General features: G+C 62.8%; 15 protein-coding genes. 9 read left to right on the forward strand and 6 right to left on the reverse strand.

The features are described 5' to 3' along the window. The first annotated feature begins 5 nt into the window (after nt 1-5). Nucleotides 6-1,010: a hypothetical protein gene (locus ACP146_RS00750; RefSeq protein WP_422364849.1), complete on the forward strand. Its 1,005-nt coding sequence runs from the start codon at nt 6-8 to the stop codon at nt 1,008-1,010. A 13-nt stretch (nt 1,011-1,023) separates the two neighbouring features. Here the strand turns inward: ACP146_RS00750 and ACP146_RS00755 are convergent, their stop codons facing one another. Beyond that, nucleotides 1,024-1,647, reverse strand: coding sequence for a hypothetical protein (locus ACP146_RS00755; protein ID WP_422364850.1), 624 nt, complete (start codon nt 1,645-1,647; stop codon nt 1,024-1,026). A gap of 244 nt (nt 1,648-1,891) precedes the next feature. Between ACP146_RS00755 and ACP146_RS00760 the strand changes: the two genes are divergently transcribed. Further along, entirely contained in the window at nt 1,892-2,518 is a 627-nt protein-coding gene (locus ACP146_RS00760) for a hypothetical protein (protein ID WP_422364851.1), read from the forward strand. Nucleotides 2,519-2,639: 121 nt separating this feature from the next. Here the strand turns inward: ACP146_RS00760 and ACP146_RS00765 are convergent, their stop codons facing one another. Together ACP146_RS00765 and ACP146_RS00770 are read right to left on the reverse strand one after the other, a co-directional pair. Beyond that, the gene (locus ACP146_RS00765) at nt 2,640-2,864 is read right to left on the reverse strand and encodes a hypothetical protein (protein ID WP_422364852.1); all 225 of its coding nucleotides are present in this window, start codon (nt 2,862-2,864) and stop codon (nt 2,640-2,642) included. 10 nt (nt 2,865-2,874) lie between these two features. Next, a complete protein-coding gene (locus tag ACP146_RS00770) occupies nt 2,875-3,978 on the reverse strand; it encodes a hypothetical protein (RefSeq protein WP_422364853.1) in 1,104 nt (367 codons plus the stop codon). Nucleotides 3,979-4,191: 213 nt separating this feature from the next. Between ACP146_RS00770 and ACP146_RS00775 the strand changes: the two genes are divergently transcribed. From ACP146_RS00775 to ACP146_RS00800, 6 genes are all read left to right on the forward strand, one after another. Beyond that, nucleotides 4,192-5,469 carry an acetylornithine deacetylase/succinyl-diaminopimelate desuccinylase family protein gene (locus ACP146_RS00775; RefSeq protein WP_422364854.1) on the forward strand — a complete coding sequence of 426 codons (1,278 nt, stop codon included), beginning with the start codon at nt 4,192-4,194 and terminating at the stop codon, nt 5,467-5,469. 92 nt (nt 5,470-5,561) lie between these two features. Continuing rightward, nucleotides 5,562-7,070, forward strand: coding sequence for an ABC transporter substrate-binding protein (locus ACP146_RS00780; RefSeq protein WP_422364855.1), 1,509 nt, complete (start codon nt 5,562-5,564; stop codon nt 7,068-7,070). 227 nt (nt 7,071-7,297) lie between these two features. Continuing rightward, nucleotides 7,298-8,254 carry an ABC transporter permease gene (locus ACP146_RS00785; RefSeq protein WP_422364856.1) on the forward strand — a complete coding sequence of 319 codons (957 nt, stop codon included), beginning with the start codon at nt 7,298-7,300 and terminating at the stop codon, nt 8,252-8,254. Further along, nucleotides 8,244-9,107, forward strand: a complete 864-nt coding sequence (locus tag ACP146_RS00790) for an ABC transporter permease (protein WP_422364857.1) — start codon at nt 8,244-8,246, stop codon at nt 9,105-9,107. Before ACP146_RS00785 ends, ACP146_RS00790 begins: the two co-directional genes overlap by 11 nt. Before the next feature lie 10 nt (nt 9,108-9,117). Next, entirely contained in the window at nt 9,118-10,104 is a 987-nt protein-coding gene (locus ACP146_RS00795) for an ABC transporter ATP-binding protein (protein ID WP_422364858.1), read from the forward strand. Beyond that, on the forward strand, nt 10,101-10,946 hold the full coding sequence (locus ACP146_RS00800; protein ID WP_422364859.1) for an ATP-binding cassette domain-containing protein: 846 nt from the start codon (nt 10,101-10,103) through the stop codon (nt 10,944-10,946). Before ACP146_RS00795 ends, ACP146_RS00800 begins: the two co-directional genes overlap by 4 nt. On the opposite strand, the gene ACP146_RS00805 is transcribed toward ACP146_RS00800, so the two are convergent. The 3 genes from ACP146_RS00805 to ACP146_RS00815 all read right to left on the reverse strand — a co-directional run bounded on the left by ACP146_RS00805 (nt 10,943) and on the right by ACP146_RS00815 (nt 13,651). Next, the gene (locus ACP146_RS00805) at nt 10,943-11,935 is read right to left on the reverse strand and encodes a hypothetical protein (protein ID WP_425032143.1); all 993 of its coding nucleotides are present in this window, start codon (nt 11,933-11,935) and stop codon (nt 10,943-10,945) included. The two genes, ACP146_RS00800 and ACP146_RS00805, sit on opposite strands and share 4 nt — an antisense overlap. A gap of 190 nt (nt 11,936-12,125) precedes the next feature. After that, nucleotides 12,126-12,764: a LysE family transporter gene (locus ACP146_RS00810; protein ID WP_422364861.1), complete on the reverse strand. Its 639-nt coding sequence runs from the start codon at nt 12,762-12,764 to the stop codon at nt 12,126-12,128. Then, nucleotides 12,764-13,651, reverse strand: coding sequence for a nicotianamine synthase family protein (locus ACP146_RS00815; RefSeq protein ID WP_422364862.1), 888 nt, complete (start codon nt 13,649-13,651; stop codon nt 12,764-12,766). The genes ACP146_RS00810 and ACP146_RS00815 overlap by 1 nt, the downstream gene beginning before the upstream one ends. Before the next feature lie 109 nt (nt 13,652-13,760). Here ACP146_RS00815 and ACP146_RS00820 point away from each other — a divergent pair, with 109 nt between their 5' ends. Beyond that, nucleotides 13,761-14,663 (forward strand): LysR substrate-binding domain-containing protein, encoded by a 903-nt coding sequence (locus ACP146_RS00820; RefSeq protein WP_422364863.1) that lies wholly within the window; start codon nt 13,761-13,763, stop codon nt 14,661-14,663. Nucleotides 14,664-14,677: the final 14 nt, after the last annotated feature.

Consider the following 14,677-nt stretch of genomic DNA (forward strand, 5'->3'; position numbering starts at 1 on the left):
TGAGAATGCCGCGCTACGAAAGCTGGTTCCGGCCCTGGCTTGACGACCCCGGCCCCTGGCCGGTCTGGCAGATGACCCCGGAGGAGGAAACCGCCGCCGCCGGCCTGTTGCGCGAGGCGGTGGAGCCGACCTGCGGCCAACTGAAAAAGACCTACGGCTGTGAAGCCGATACCTTCGGCGCGCGGGATCTGGTGCGACAGCTTGCCGACACGGCGGGCGCGACGGAGAGGCTTTTTCGGACCGCGCTGGCTATCGCTGCCGTCGATCATTATCGGGCAAGGGTCACACCGCGGCCTCCGGAGCCCGGCGGCGAGACCAACCCGGTGAACCGCGCCCGCTGGTCCAGGCTGCAGCCCTTCCTGATGACCCGCCTCACCGATTGCCTGCGGACCAATGCGGAGCCCGCCCTAGCCTGCTGCGCTATTTCCGGCCGGGTCGCGGAGCAATGGATATCGGAAGCACAACTGCGCCACCAGTTGAAACAACAACTGCTCGACAGCGACCTTTTTGATTCTGTCGAGGTATCCCTCGACCTGAAGCTGCCGGTGCCGGGCGGGGATGCCTGGCTGCATGGCGAGACGGCGAAGACTCTCGCAACGCTCAGAGAGTCTTTGGCCCGGCGCCAGCCTGGCGTGATCGAGGTTCTGCGCGACCCCGCGACAACACCGGCGGCCGTGCAGGTGCTGGTGGTCTATCGCCTGGAGGCGGCGGAAGACGGCTGGACGACCCTGGCCTGCTACGACCCCGCGGCGGAAGACGGCCGTTGCAGGCTGCGCCTGCGGCAACGGGGCAAACGCTTCGTGATTCGCACGCAGCCGGCCAGCGAAACGCTTTCGGCGGTATCGGGCCTGCGCCTGATGGATTTGACGCCGGCGCGTCCGCCGCTTTTCGGTCTCCGGCGCTGGCTGCGCTGGGTTCTGCCCTGGGGAGCCCTGTGGTACGTGAAACGCCGCTGCCTCATCTGGCTCCACCGCAAGCGAAGTGAAAAGCTTGTTCACGAGGCCAAATAGCGTGCTGCGACCGCTAGCCCATAGTTGGAGATTCTTTAATCTTCTTCCACTTTGATTTCATAAAATCAAGAGCATCTTGGAGTATTTGACTAGCCTCGACATCATACTCGTCAATCATCTGACGGAGATTGATTCTAGGAAAACTCGTGCTTTGTGTGCTCGAATCCCAGACTTCAAATTGAATCCTATCGTAGCTTCCAAACATCCGCCCAAGAAACGCTCGTTGTACTCCCGAGACACCATGCGATCGATTTGCAGGGTGTCCCGCACACTGGTTTCTTAGGTTTCGGAGTTCCTTCCAAGACTTGAGAGACGAGGTATCTGCCCGCCTTCCGGTTATAGAGAGATTGAGTTCCAAGATCGCATCTTGGTGGATTACACAGGCTTGCAATACTCCCCAAAACTCAATGTACGCTAGCATTGGGTCAGTCGAGAAGCCACGTCGCATGTGTGACCAAATAGCTTCCCCTGTATCTTGAACTAAGTACTTTGATGTGTAGTGCGCTGCATATGCATCGGCGTTCTCCGAGCGCCCAAAATGTGCGCCCAACGCATTTGAAGCGTCAAAATACTCATTGATCTGATCACGGATACTGCATGTACGCTCCATCTTTGGCTCATCAAAGCCGCGGTTCATTCATAATTACAGTGTCCCCTCAGCAGTTTGTAATCATGTGTAGAAACGATTATAAATATTGAATGTGATCGCCTCAAGGTGGTAGTCAACTTCGTTGAAGCGAACCAAGCCTGTTCATGGACTGTCTAATAAATCGCAGCTTAAGAGTTTGAGCTTTGCGGTCGTAACTCGTTGCCACTGAGAATCTTTAAATGACTGTTTGTTGGTGATGATCTCTTCTTGATTGCTAGCGTGGTTAGGGAAAATGGCAAGTTCAGCAGACACTGCTCGGGCGCGTGAGCTAGCGTACAAAATATCTAGAGCGTCTTCAGACGAAGAGCGCGTAACAGCAGTGAATGAATTCTTCGAGTCCCCCGACAGTATTCCAGATCACGTCAAAGATGAAATTAAGGAAGACTTAGTTGACGATATAAAGAGCGGATTCGAGTTTGATGCGTACGACGAAATTCGTGACGATTTGATCGAGGAAGTGAAGGCTGAGGTCTCAGAGACAATCGAACAGCAAGCTGCTTGGGTCTTCGTTCGTGACAAAGCTATTGAGCATGCAGTTCAGAGCACTATTGATGCGTTGAGTTTGCTGTTTGAGATTGTTCGAAAAGACAATTCGATTGCCTCTGTTGAAGGTGTTCTGACTCCAATTCAAAAGGAGCAGTTGCTGGCAATTCTTAGGGCGACTATTGCGGAGTTGGAAGCCCCTTATGTGGACAAAGGTCGGATTGCAAAGTTAACAGAGTGGATTGTTGATCTTGGAAAGAGAGCTGTCGAAAAGAAGATCTCAGGAGAGGTCGCGGAGGGGCTCGATAGCGCTCAAGGTCACCTTAATGATCTACTTGATAAAACAAGCGGGATCGATCCAAGCTCCCCATTTTAAGGTGATTTGGTGAAGGGCTGTCACCTCTGGTCTTTATTGTATTGCTCAATAAGCAATCGTTGTACGCGAGACAACAGGTGCGCAAGGAAGTGGTTACATCTTCTGGTATGAAACGACGGTTTTACCGATTGACCTTTGGGTGGCTCTCCCTGATCACCAGAATGCGGAAGCTGCCGCTTTCCTTTTCGATTTCGGCCAGCAGCGCCTGAAACTCCGGCGTCTCCTCCAAATCGGCATAGACGCAGATCGCGTTTTCGGCGCGGCGGATACCCAGACCGTGAACGCCGGCGCGCCCGAGAAACCGGCCCTTCAGGCGTTCCTTGGTCTCTTCCAGGCTGTCGCTCATCCGCGGGTTCCTAGATCGGTTCGATGTCGAGGGCGTCCATGACATCATTCATCTGGTTGGCGATGCCGTAAACCCCACTCTCGGGTCCGGCGAAGAACAGCCCTACAGCCCGCGGGGCTGCCAGGCTCACGATAAGCGAGCCGCTGTCGCCGCCGAGACCGATGGCGGCGAAGGGCGGCGTCACCTCGATGCGCAATTGGTCGTCGAACAGGGCAACGGCAGAAGGGTCGGCCGGGTCCATACCAACCAGCGCGTCATAGGCCTCGTCGGTGATCACCCCCTCCGTATAGCCGGTGGTACGGCCGTGCTTGCGCACCGCCATGCCTTCCACGCCGCGCTCCATGCCTTCCAGGGCGCCGATGGTGCAGATCTCGGGCCGGCTCTCGATCTCCGGCAGCAGCAGGCCGACGGCGGCATCCACCCGGTTCGGCGTCTGCCCGTCGGCGATGATTTCCTGAAAGCGCAGCAGGGTTGCGATGCGGTCGACAGGCGTGCCGCCGTCGGCGGGGCCGGGCTGGTAGAGGTCGTCGCCGAGCTGCGCCCTGTTGGTATCGGCAAGGACATGGTTGTTGCTGAGGGCGAGGACCTGATCCGGGTCGGCATCGGCCAGGGTCGAGCGGCAGAAGCAAGCGAGGGTGCCGGCCGTGACGTCTTCATGGGCGATGCTGATACCGGCCACGACCGGGCGCTGCGCGGCCTGGCGGTTGTCGCTGCAGGCTTCCTGCGCCGTGCCGATGTTCTTGCGGGCTGCTCTCTTGGTGGCTTTTGGCGGCGCTTTCTGGGTGACGGTCTGGCCCAGGGCGAAGGCCGGGGCGGACTCGATCACGTCGGTCGCAACGCCGTCGATGCGATCGGGCAGGCGGTCGCGCTCCGACAGCATGGCGGCGGGCAGTTTCTGCACCACATAGATCCTGACGCAGGTCTCTTTGGTTGCGACGCCGCCGGTGATCTTCTTGCCGATGCCGACCGCATGCACATTGCCGCCGGCACGGGCCATCGCCGTGGAAATGCGCAGGCAGCGTCTTGCCGCGACGGCGCCGCCGCGCAGGCCCGCGCGCAGCAGTCTCGTGCTGATCGTCTGTTTGGCTTGCAGAAGGTCGGTGGAAATCGGCATGGCGCGGCTCCTGGGGTTTGTTCATCCGGGTGGTCGGCGCTCTCTCCAAGCTGATAGGTGGGGATCGTTCGCTGCCGCCGAAAGGCCGGATTGTGTCAATCCTGTTGGATTGCAATCCCTTGGGATCGAATACCTTTTTGACGCCACGGATTTGACGCTATAGGGCGCTGCCGCTTGCATCGCCTTGCCGCTCTATGGCTATCTGTTGGGGCTATGCAAGACAGCCTCTTCCGACGCATCGAAGACAAACAGGACGATCTGGTCGCACTGACTTGCGACCTCATCCGCTTTCCCACCGTGAATCCGCCGGGCGAGGCCTACGGGCCCTGTGCCGAGTTCCTGGGGGAACGGCTGCGCAAACGCGGTTTCGAGGTTTCCTATCACCGCGCCGAGGGCGTGGTCGGCGACTCGGATAAATATCCGCGCACCAATGTGGTGGCGCGCATCGAAGGCGGGCGGCCCGGGCCCTGTATTCATTTCAACGGCCACATCGACGTGGTGGCGGCGGGGCTGGGCTGGACGGTCGATCCTTTCGATCCCCAGGTGCGCGACGGCAAGGTCTATGGCCGCGGCGCCTGCGATATGAAGGGCGGCATCGCCGCTTCGGTGATTGCCGTCGAGGCCTTGTTGGAAGAGGCGGAGGGTTTTGCCGGTGCTCTTGAAATTTCCGGCACGGTGGATGAGGAGTCCGGCGGCTACGGCGGGGTCGGCTATCTGGCGCAGAAGGGTTTCTTCTCCCGGCCCCGGGTTGATCATGTGATTATCCCCGAACCCCTGAATGTCGACCGGGTCTGCATCGGTCACCGCGGTGTCTGGTGGGCGGAGGTCGAAACCGCCGGACGCATCGCCCATGGCTCCATGCCCTTCCTGGGCGATTGCGCCGTGCGCCATATGGGCGCTTTCCTGCAGCGTCTGGAAAGCGAGCTTTTTCCGGCGCTGGCGGCCAAACGCACCACCATGCCGGTGGTGCCGGAGGGCGCGAAACAGTCGACCCTCAACATCAACGCCATCCATGGCGGCCTCAGCGAGGACTTCGAGGGTCTGCCCGCGCCCATGGTGCCCGATTCCTGCCGCATGGTGCTCGACCGGCGCTACCTGATCGAGGAAGATCCGGCGCAGGTGAAGAATGAGATCGTCTCGATCCTCGAAAGCCTGAAGCACGACCGGGAAGGTTTCGACTATGCCCTGCGCGAGGTGCTGGCCTTTCAACCGACCATGACCGATGCCGATGCGCCGGTGGTGCGGGCGGTTTCCGCGGCAATCCAGGAGGTGCTGGGGAAACCCGCCGAACAGGTGGTCTCGCCCGGGACCTACGACCAGAAGCATATCGTGCGGGTCGGCCATCTGGAGGACTGCATCGCCTACGGACCGGGTATCCTGGATCTCGCCCATCAACCGGATGAGTACGTCGGTATCGACGATATGATTGCTTCAGCCAAGGTCATGGCCTCGGCCACTTTGGCGCTTTTGGACGGCGCCCGGGCTGGCTAAACTCCCTCTCCCGGCCTCTCGGGGCCGGCGAAAAGAACCGCAGCGGAACGATTTCCAGCGTAACCGCCGTCAATTGGAGGCAGAGCAGAACCATGAAGAAGCTTGTCGCGTCCCCCCTGGCCAGCGTCGCTTTGGCGGCGGGACTGGCCTTCGGCCTCGCAACGCCCGCCCTGATCACCCCCGCTTTGGCGGCCAAGGACAGCCTCACCCTCGGTATGGTTCTGGAGCCGCCGCATCTTGACCCCACCGCCGGGGCTGCAGCGGCCATCGACGAGGTGGTCTACGCCAACATCTTTGAGGGCCTGACCCGTATCGACAGCAGCGGCGCGGTGAAACCTGCTCTGGCGGAAAGCTGGACGGTCTCCGACGACGGCCTGACTTACACTTTCACGTTGCGCTCGGGTGTCACCTTCCATGACGGCAGCAGCTTCGACTCTGCCGATGTGAAATTCTCTCTCGACCGCGCCATGGCCGAGGACAGTGTCAACGCGCAGAAAGCGCTTTTCGATTCCATCGCCGCTGTCGAGACGCCGGATGCGGGCACCGTCGTCATCGCCCTGAAGCAGCCGGCAGGGAACCTGCTGTTCAATCTCGGCTGGGGCGATGCGGTGATGGTGGCGCCGGAGACGGCGGCGGAGAACAAGAGCAATCCGGTCGGAACCGGTCCCTTCACTTTCGGGCGCTGGGTAAAGGGCGACCGGGTCGAACTGGTCCGCAATGAAAACTACTGGGGGACGCCGGCCAGGCTGGCCAAGGCGACGATCAAGATCATTCCCGATCCCGCCGCCGCAACCGCGGCGATGCTGGCCGGCGACGTCGATGCCTTCGCGAACTTTCCGGCCCCCGAGGCCATGGCGCAGTTCGAAGCCGATCCGCGTTTCAAGGTGGTGATCGGTAGCACCGAGGGTGAGACCATCCTGGCCATCAACAACACCCGCGGTCCCCTGAGCGATGTTCGCGTGCGCCGCGCGCTGGCCCATGCCGTTGACCGTCAGGCGGTGATCGACGGCGCCATGTTCGGCTACGGCACGCCGATCGGCACCCACTTCGCCCCGCACCATCCGGCCTACGTCGACCTGACGGCCAGCTATGCCTACGACCCGGAAAAGGCCAAAGCTCTGCTGGCCGAGGCCGGTTACGAGTCCGGCCTGAAGCTCAGCCTGAAACTGCCGCCGCCGAGCTATGCCCGCCGCGGCGGTGAGATCATCGCCGCCCAGCTTGCGGAGGTTGGTGTGGAGACCGAGATCAGCCAGGTCGAATGGGCCGGCTGGCTGGAACAGGTCTTCAAGGGCACCGACTACGACCTCACCATCGTCTCCCACACCGAACCGATGGATATCGGCATCTACGCGCGCGACACCTACTACTTCAATTACCAGGATGCCGACTTCAAGGGGCTGATGGCCAAGCTGAACGCCACCGTCGACGAGGAGGCGCGTTATGGTCTGCTCGCCGATGCACAGAAGAAGCTGTCCGCCGATTCCGTGAACGTCTTCCTGTTTCAGCTCGCCAAGCACGGCGTCTGGAACAAGGACGTCGTCGGTCTCTGGGAGAACAGCCCGGTACAGGCCAACGACCTGACCGCGGTCTATTGGAATTGACGGCATAGACAAAGGCGCGGCGGCCGGCTGTGTTGCAGCACTACCCTGCGTCCTTCGAGACGCGCGTCCGAGCTGATGCCCGGCCGCGCTCCTCAGGATGAGGGAGTCCGCGCATGGCACGAAGAATGACCCTCATGCTGAGGAGCCCGCCCCAGCGGGCGTCTCGAAGCACGCGCAACAGTAGTCCAGTGCCGCAGAACCCATTCGCCGGGTTTGCGGGCTAGGCCATGGCGCTCTTTCTCCTGCAGCGTCTCGGCACGCTTCTCATCACGCTTCTGGTAGCCAGCCTGCTGGTCTTCCTGGTGATGGAGGTGCTGCCCGGCGATCCGGCTTCGATCATTCTGGGGGTCAACGCCCGCGCCGACACACTGGCGGCGTTGCGGGCGGAGATGGGGCTCGACCGGCCGGCTTGGGAGCGCTACTTGCTTTGGCTTGGCGGGCTCGTCACCGGCGACCTTGGGCGGAGCTATACCTACGGCGTGACGGTTTGGGAACTGGTGGCCGAGCGTATCGGTCTCAGCCTGCCTCTGGCGCTGATGGCCATCGTGCTGTCCACGGTGCTGGCCATTCCGCTCGGCGTCCTGGCGGCGGCGCGGCGCAACAAGGCGGCGGATGTCGGCGTCATGGGATTCACCCAGTTGGGTATCGCGATCCCGAACTTCTGGTTTGCCATCCTTCTCATCCTGCTCTTCGCGGTGCACTGGCAGATCCTGCCCGCCGGTGGTTTTGCCGGTTGGGATGCCGGTTTCTGGCCGGCCTTGAAGACGCTGCTGCTGCCGGCGGTGGCGCTGGCCCTGCCGCAGGCGGCGATCCTCGCGCGGGTCACCCGATCCTCGGTGCTGGAAACCCTGGGCGAGGACTATGTGCGCACCGCCCGCGCCAAGGGCCTCAGCCGCCGGGCGGCGCTTTGGCGTCATGCGGTGCGCAACGCCCTCATTCCCGTGGTCACCATCATGGGGTTGCAGTTCTCCTTCCTGCTGGCCGGCACCATCATCATCGAGAATGTTTTCTACCTGCCGGGTCTGGGGCGCCTCATCTTCCAGGCCATTGCCCAGCGCGACCTTATCGTGGTGAAGGATCTGGTGATCCTGCTGGCCGCCAGCGTGGTGGTGGTGAACTTCCTGGTCGATCTGCTCTATGCGGTTCTCGACCCGCGTCTGCGCGGAGGTGGCCATGTCCTCTGAGACGCGGGTGGTCTCCCTGCGGGAATTCTGGCAGCGCGGGCGCGGCCAGGCGAACCTGATGATCGGTTTGCTGGTGACCTTGCTGCTCGTCGCCCTTGCGGCCGTTTCGCTTTTCTGGACGCCCTATCCGGTTAACGCCATAGACATCCCGGCGAAGCTGCAGCCGCCTTCGGCAGCGCACTGGCTGGGTACCGATCAGTTCGGCCGCGATGTGCTGTCGCGCATCATGGCGGGTGCGCGCAACTCTATCGCCGTTTCCCTGGTGGCCGTTGGCATCGGCGCCGGCATCGGCGTGCCGCTGGGCGCGCTTGCCGCCGCCCGGCGCGGCTGGGTGGAGGAGGTGGTGATGCGCTTCAACGACTTCACCTTCGCCTTTCCCGCCCTGCTGTCGGCAGTGATGATCACGGCGCTGCTGGGCCCCGGTGCCGTCAACTCCATCATCGCCATCGGCATCTTCAACATTCCGGTTTTCGCCCGCCTCACGCGTGGTGCGGCGCTGTCTCTGTGGCAGCGCGACTTCGTGTTGGCGGCGCGGGTTGCCGGGCGGGGGCGCACGCGGATCACCCTCGATCATATCCTGCCCAATATCGCCAGCCTGTTGATCGTGCAGATGACCATCCAGTTTGCTCTGGCGATCCTGGCGGAGGCGGGCCTGAGCTACCTTGGCCTCGGCACCCAGCCGCCGGACCCAAGCTGGGGCAAGATGCTGAACGAGGCTCAGACCCTGATGTTCCTGGCCCCGCAGCTGGCGATCTTCCCGGGCCTCGCCATCATGGTGACGGTCTTGGGTCTGAATCTGCTGGGTGACGGCCTGCGCGATCTGCTCGACCCGCGTCTGCGGCGACTGCGCTGAGGGGGATGTCATGAGCCTTCTCAGCCTGCAGGACCTGACCGTCACCCTCGATACGCCGGAGGGCCCGGCGACGGTGTTGGACCGGGTGAGTTTCGATCTCGCGCCGGGGGAGAGCCTGGGCATCGTCGGCGAGTCCGGCTGCGGCAAGTCGATGACCGCCCTTGCGGTGATGGGCCTGTTGCCGGCGGCGGCGCGCTGCCGCGGTCGCATCGACTTCGAGGGCCAGGATCTGCTGACCCTGGATGAACGGGCGCTCTGTGCCCTGCGCGGGCGGCGTATCGCCATGGTCTTTCAGGAGCCGATGACGGCGCTGAACCCTGTGAAGACCATCGGCTTTCAGGTGGTCGAGGGCCTGCGCTGGCACTTCGGCCTCGGGCGGGGTGAGGCCGAAGCGCGGGCGCTGAAGCTGCTCGACCGGGTCGGCCTGCCGCAACCGCGTTTCTCCCCCGATCTCTATCCGCACCAGCTCTCCGGCGGGCAGCGCCAGCGGGTGGTGATCGCCATGGCCTTGGCCTGCGATCCGGCGCTGCTGATTGCCGATGAACCGACGACGGCTCTGGACGTAACCAGCCAGGCGGAGATCCTGGCCCTCATTGCCGAAGTGACGGCGGGTTCGAAGATGGCGCTGATGCTGATCACCCACGATCTGGCGGTGGTCTGGCAGAACACGGCGGCCATGCTGGTCATGTATGCCGGCACGGTGGCCGAGCGCGGGGCGACGGCGGAGGTCTTCGCCCGCATGGCCCATCCCTACACCCGTGGTCTGCTCGCGGCTTCCCCCGGTGCTCTGGAAGACATTCTGCCGGCGGGGCGGCGCCTGGCGACCATTCCCGGTCAGGTGCCCGATGCCCATGACCGTCCTGAAGGCTGCGTCTTTGCCGGGCGCTGTCCGCGTGCTGCCGATGTCTGCCTGCCGTGCCCGCCGGGCGAAAGACTGCTGGTGCCGGGCCATGCCGTCGCCTGTCTTCATCCTCATGAAGGAGAGACTCCGTCGTGACCGGCAATCCGAAGGGGGTGGAGACTTTGCTGCGCGTCGAGGGTCTGGTTCTGGACTATCCTCTGCCGCGCCAACGCCTCCTCGCCCCGGCGCCGCGCCACCGCGCGCTGGATGGTGTCAACCTGCAGATTGCCCGTGGTGAGAGCCTCGCCGTGGTCGGCGAATCCGGCAGCGGCAAATCAAGCTTGGCCCGTGCTGTCCTGGCCCTGGAACGTCCCGCTGCCGGGCGGGTCGAACTGATGGAGCAGGATGTTTTTTCGCTGTCGCCCAAGGCACTGCGCAGCCTGCGCCGCCATGCCCAGATGGTGTTCCAGGATCCTTACGGCTCGCTCGATCCGCGCCGCAAGGTCGGTTGGATCGTGGCCGAGCCGCTGGACGCGCTGGAGAGCAGCGTCGATGCTGCGGCGCGCCGGGCGCGCATTGCCGAGGTGCTGGAATCGGTCGGCCTGAAGGCGCGTGATGCCGAGAAGTTTCCTCACGAGTTTTCCGGCGGCCAGCGCCAGCGCATCGCCATCGCCCGGGCGCTGATCACCCATCCGGCCTTGATCGTCGCCGACGAGCCGGTCTCCGCCTTGGATGTCTCTGTTCAGGCTCAGGTATTGAACCTCTTCATGGACCTGCGCGAGCGGCTCGGTTTGGGCTATCTCTTCATTTCCCACGACCTGGCGGTGGTGCGTCATGTCGCCGACCGGGTGGCCGTGATGCGTCTGGGCGAGATCGTCGAAGAAGGGCCGGTCGAACAGGTGTTCGGCGAACCCCGCCACCCCTACACGCAAAAACTGCTGGCGGCGGTGCCGCGGATCGGACATCCGCGGCACCGGCCCGAAACGAGCACCAGTTAAGCGGCTTTCTTCGGCCGTCCTTCGATAACGGCGACTGTATGACCGATGGTCTTGCCCTGGCGATGCAGCGTCAGGGCCGTTGCGGCATCGATCTGCTTCGGGCGAAGCTGTTTCTCCAGCACCTCGGCCCCAGCATTGCCGGTGATCTCCGGCTGTTTGGCAAAGAAGGCCGCGAGGTCCTCGGCCAGATAGAAATGGAAGGGACCGTGGCCCGCCTGCTGCGCTTCCGCGTAACCGGTGATTACCTCATCCGGTTCGCTCTGGATTTTCCAGCTATAGAGAATGATCTCGGCGTCGTAGCCGGCGGCGGCGAAGGTCTGAAGCATGGCCTGCAGCGGCAGCCTGCCGCCGATCGAACAGAGCACTGCGCCATCGGGATTGAGGAAACGATGGGCCTGGAGCAAAAAGGCGTAATGCAGATCCATGAGATAGCTTTGCGCCAGGGCTGGAACGCTTTCACCGCGGGCGGCGATGAAGCTGGAACTGGCCTGACCGTCATCGAGCGAGACACCGTCGGGCAGGGGAATGTTCGGCAGGTTCTCGTAAATCAGATCGAAACGGAGCTGGCTGTTTTGAAACGGTGCCAAAAGATCGCCGACGCCGCTGCGCAGGATCAGGCGTTCCGGCGTCTCGAGGTTGGCGAGGATGTTGCTCATGGCTTGGTCGACGACGTCGCGGTGCAGGTCGGTGACGGCGATCAATCCCGGCCGCAGAATCTCGGCGGCAACCAGGGCGTCGAGCCCGGCCCCGGTGCCGATGGTGCAGAAGCGCTCGAGGCGTTCTGCCGCCAGGGGGCGGCGGCGGCGATAGTTCTGAAAGGCCGGGCAGGCGACCCTTGCAATCCAGTCTTTTAGAGGATCACTGGCTTTGGGCAGATAGCACTGTTCGGTAAGTCTGAGCCGCAGCGTTTCCGCGAGCTGTGTCGGCGGCGCAATCTGAAAGAACGTCTGCGCGGGGATCTCGACGCTTGCCAGATCCAGGTCCGGCAAGCTGCCCGGCCTTCGATCTGCGGGACTTCGCTCTGTGGTGCTTCGGTCTATGACGTCTGACACGGTTCTACCTCCTTGGCTTGGACAATTGTGACAAGCGATCGATTACTGTTCGCAATTAGGAAGGGCGATGAAGCGGTTCTACTTCCAAGGCCTTTGGTCAGGCGGTTTCAGATGATTTGAAAAGGTTCTAGGCGCCGGCTGCCAGATCGGCGACGGCCAGGCGAATTCCCAAGACGATAAAGACGAGGCCGGCAGTGGCATCGATCCAATGCTGGGCCTTGCTATAGGCTTGCTGGATCTGCGGCCACGACAGGGTTGCGACCACCAGCGAGTACCAGGTGAAGGAAGTGACGCCCATGATGGCCACGGCGGCGAGGCCGACCCAGAGGGGGGTCGGCGCGGGCAGTGTTGCGACGAAGAGGCTGCCGACGAAGGCAACCGTCTTGGGATTGGAGAGATTGGTGAAGAGACCGCGCCGCCAGGCCGATGTCTCGCTCGGAATGTCCTCGTGCAGGGATGCGCCCATGCCCGAGGAGCCGAGCGACCCGTAGATAAGCCGCAGGCCGAGGTAGATCAGATAGGCGCCGCCGCCGATGCTGAGCAGGACAAAGGCGGCGGGTGCGGCTGCCATCACGGCGGAGAGCCCGAAATACCCGGCCAGTCCCCAGATCACCGTTCCGCAAACGATGCCCAGGACCGTCGCAAAGCCTTTGCGGCGGCCGAGCAAGAGGGTGGCCTGTGCCGAAATCAGAAAGTTCGGGCCCGGCGACATCGCGGCGAGGGCCCAAACCCCGGCAACGCTGAGCAGGCCGAAATGGATATCCATCAGGCGGCCGCTCCGGGTTTCAGGGCTATTTGAACCAGGCGCAGGGTGGAGAGGGTCTGGAACCCGTTGGCTCTGTTGATGGCTTGAGCCTGATAGGGCAACAGGGCTGCCGCTGCCGTGGGCCGGTAGATCAGTTGGCGCAACCCCTCTGTGGTGCGGCAGATCACCCGGGCCTCCGGCGCGGCGGTGGCGGCGAGCCTTGCGAAGATCGCCGCCTTGGGTTCCGCCAGCACGCCGACCAGGATCACGGAGTATGTCGAGAAGTCGATGGTGCTGCCGTCGGCATTGATCATGGTCAGCCGGTCGGCGAAGCCCAGGCGCTCGATGACCGCCTCGGCTGCTGCGGCCCGCTCGCCCAGGATCTCGATGCCGTCGACATGACAGCCTGTGGTGCGGATGTACTCCAGCGCCGTGATCGGCAGCGCACCGGCGCCGACAAAGGCCACCCGGTCCGCCGGTCCCACCCTGGCCAGGGCCACCTCTGCGGCGGCGAGGCCGCGGTAGCGGGCCAGGTAGTTGCGGGTGACGGAGTCGCAGTCGCTCAGATAGCGCTGTGGCACCTTGACGCGGGCGATGTCGGCGACAAAGGCATCCTCCAGCCGCGACTCGAAGGCTGCGAAGATCCGCTGGCTGGTCTTGATGGCCGATTGCATCTCCGGCCTGCTGACGAAGTCCGACGCCTCCTGTTCATTCAGGAGATCACTCAGCAGCACGGACTCAAGCGCCAGCAAGGCCGCAAACTGGCCTTCCGGATTTCCGTTCGCCGCTGCCCGATCAGCGGCCCCGATCAATGACTGTACTTGGTTGCTGAATCGCTCCAGCAGTTCTGAACTGGCGTAGAAACCGCCCAGTTCAAGCGGCCCCCCATCCTGGATCCGCTCTTCCATTGTTCCTGCCTTCCTGACGGCGCCTTGGACGACGCCTGGGCAATATGATTGTCTTATCCACAACCTGATGTCACATTCGGATTTCTGATACCTGCTATGGAGGTTTCCGATGGATGTATCCGCTACCGGGCACTATCCCCGACCCCAGTTAGACCTTGAATTGCTGAGGACTTTCGTGGCCGCCGTCGATACCGGAAGTCTCACAAATGCCGGGCATCTGATCGGCCGTTCCCAGTCGACGATCAGCGGTCAGATTTCGAAGCTGGAACTGCTCACCAAGGTCCGATTGCTGATGCGCTCGAAGCAGGGTGTCTCGGTGACGCCGGAGGGCGATGTGCTGCTGAACTATGCCCGTGACCTGCTGAAAATCGAAAGCGATGCCCTGGCGGCGCTGCGTCTGCCGGCGGGTTCCGGCAAGGTGCGCCTGGGCACTCAGGAAAGCTTTGCCGTGAAGCAACTGCCGCCGATCCTCAACCGCTTCATGAAGCAGCATCCGAGCTTCGAGATAGAGGTCGTGGCGGGCCTTGCCGTCGATCTCGCAAACCAGTTGCGCTCTGAACAACTCGATCTGGTGTTGATGCGCCAGATCCGCCGGGAGCCACGCCAGAGCGGTGTCTTGTGGCGGGAGCCGATCGTCTGGGTCGGGCGCGAGAAGCTGTTGGCGCGCCGGGACGAGCCCCTGCCTCTGGTGATCTATCCGCAGGGCTGCTTCTATCGGGACGCCATCCTGCAGGACCTAGCCGACAAGGGTCTCGACTACCGTCTGGTCTATACCAGTTCCTGTTCGGCAAGCCTGCAGTCTGCCGTCAAGGCGGGCTTGGGGATCTCGGCCTTTGCCGCCGGAACCATCGGTCCGGAGGTGCCGGTCCTGGATGCCGGCGCCGGTCTGCCGCGGCTGGGCGATGTCGTTGTCCGGCTGCACCGCAGCAGCAAGAAAAAGAATGCCGCCGCGGAAGCCCTGGGCGAATACCTGGAGCAACATCTACGGTCGACGGTGGCAGAGAACGCTTAGGTAAGCTGCCAAGA

The sequence above is a fragment of the Pelagibius sp. genome (assembly GCF_965249265.1).
Taxonomy (GTDB): domain Bacteria; phylum Pseudomonadota; class Alphaproteobacteria; order Kiloniellales; family Kiloniellaceae; genus Pelagibius.

Bases quoted from the DNA above. Each gene is read 5' to 3' on its own strand.
- ACP146_RS00750 (WP_422364849.1), top strand. From the start codon at position 6: ATGCCGCGCTACGAAAGCTGGTTCCGGCCCTGGCTTGACGACCCCGGC.
- ACP146_RS00755 (WP_422364850.1), bottom strand. From the start codon at position 1,647: ATGAACCGCGGCTTTGATGAGCCAAAGATGGAGCGTACATGCAGTATC.
- ACP146_RS00760 (WP_422364851.1), top strand. From the start codon at position 1,892: ATGGCAAGTTCAGCAGACACTGCTCGGGCGCGTGAGCTAGCGTACAAA.
- ACP146_RS00765 (WP_422364852.1), bottom strand. From the start codon at position 2,864: ATGAGCGACAGCCTGGAAGAGACCAAGGAACGCCTGAAGGGCCGGTTT.
- ACP146_RS00770 (WP_422364853.1), bottom strand. From the start codon at position 3,978: ATGCCGATTTCCACCGACCTTCTGCAAGCCAAACAGACGATCAGCACG.
- ACP146_RS00775 (WP_422364854.1), top strand. From the start codon at position 4,192: ATGCAAGACAGCCTCTTCCGACGCATCGAAGACAAACAGGACGATCTG.
- ACP146_RS00780 (WP_422364855.1), top strand. From the start codon at position 5,562: ATGAAGAAGCTTGTCGCGTCCCCCCTGGCCAGCGTCGCTTTGGCGGCG.
- ACP146_RS00785 (WP_422364856.1), top strand. From the start codon at position 7,298: ATGGCGCTCTTTCTCCTGCAGCGTCTCGGCACGCTTCTCATCACGCTT.
- ACP146_RS00790 (WP_422364857.1), top strand. From the start codon at position 8,244: ATGTCCTCTGAGACGCGGGTGGTCTCCCTGCGGGAATTCTGGCAGCGC.
- ACP146_RS00795 (WP_422364858.1), top strand. From the start codon at position 9,118: ATGAGCCTTCTCAGCCTGCAGGACCTGACCGTCACCCTCGATACGCCG.
- ACP146_RS00810 (WP_422364861.1), bottom strand. From the start codon at position 12,764: ATGGATATCCATTTCGGCCTGCTCAGCGTTGCCGGGGTTTGGGCCCTC.
- ACP146_RS00815 (WP_422364862.1), bottom strand. From the start codon at position 13,651: ATGGAAGAGCGGATCCAGGATGGGGGGCCGCTTGAACTGGGCGGTTTC.
- ACP146_RS00820 (WP_422364863.1), top strand. From the start codon at position 13,761: ATGGATGTATCCGCTACCGGGCACTATCCCCGACCCCAGTTAGACCTT.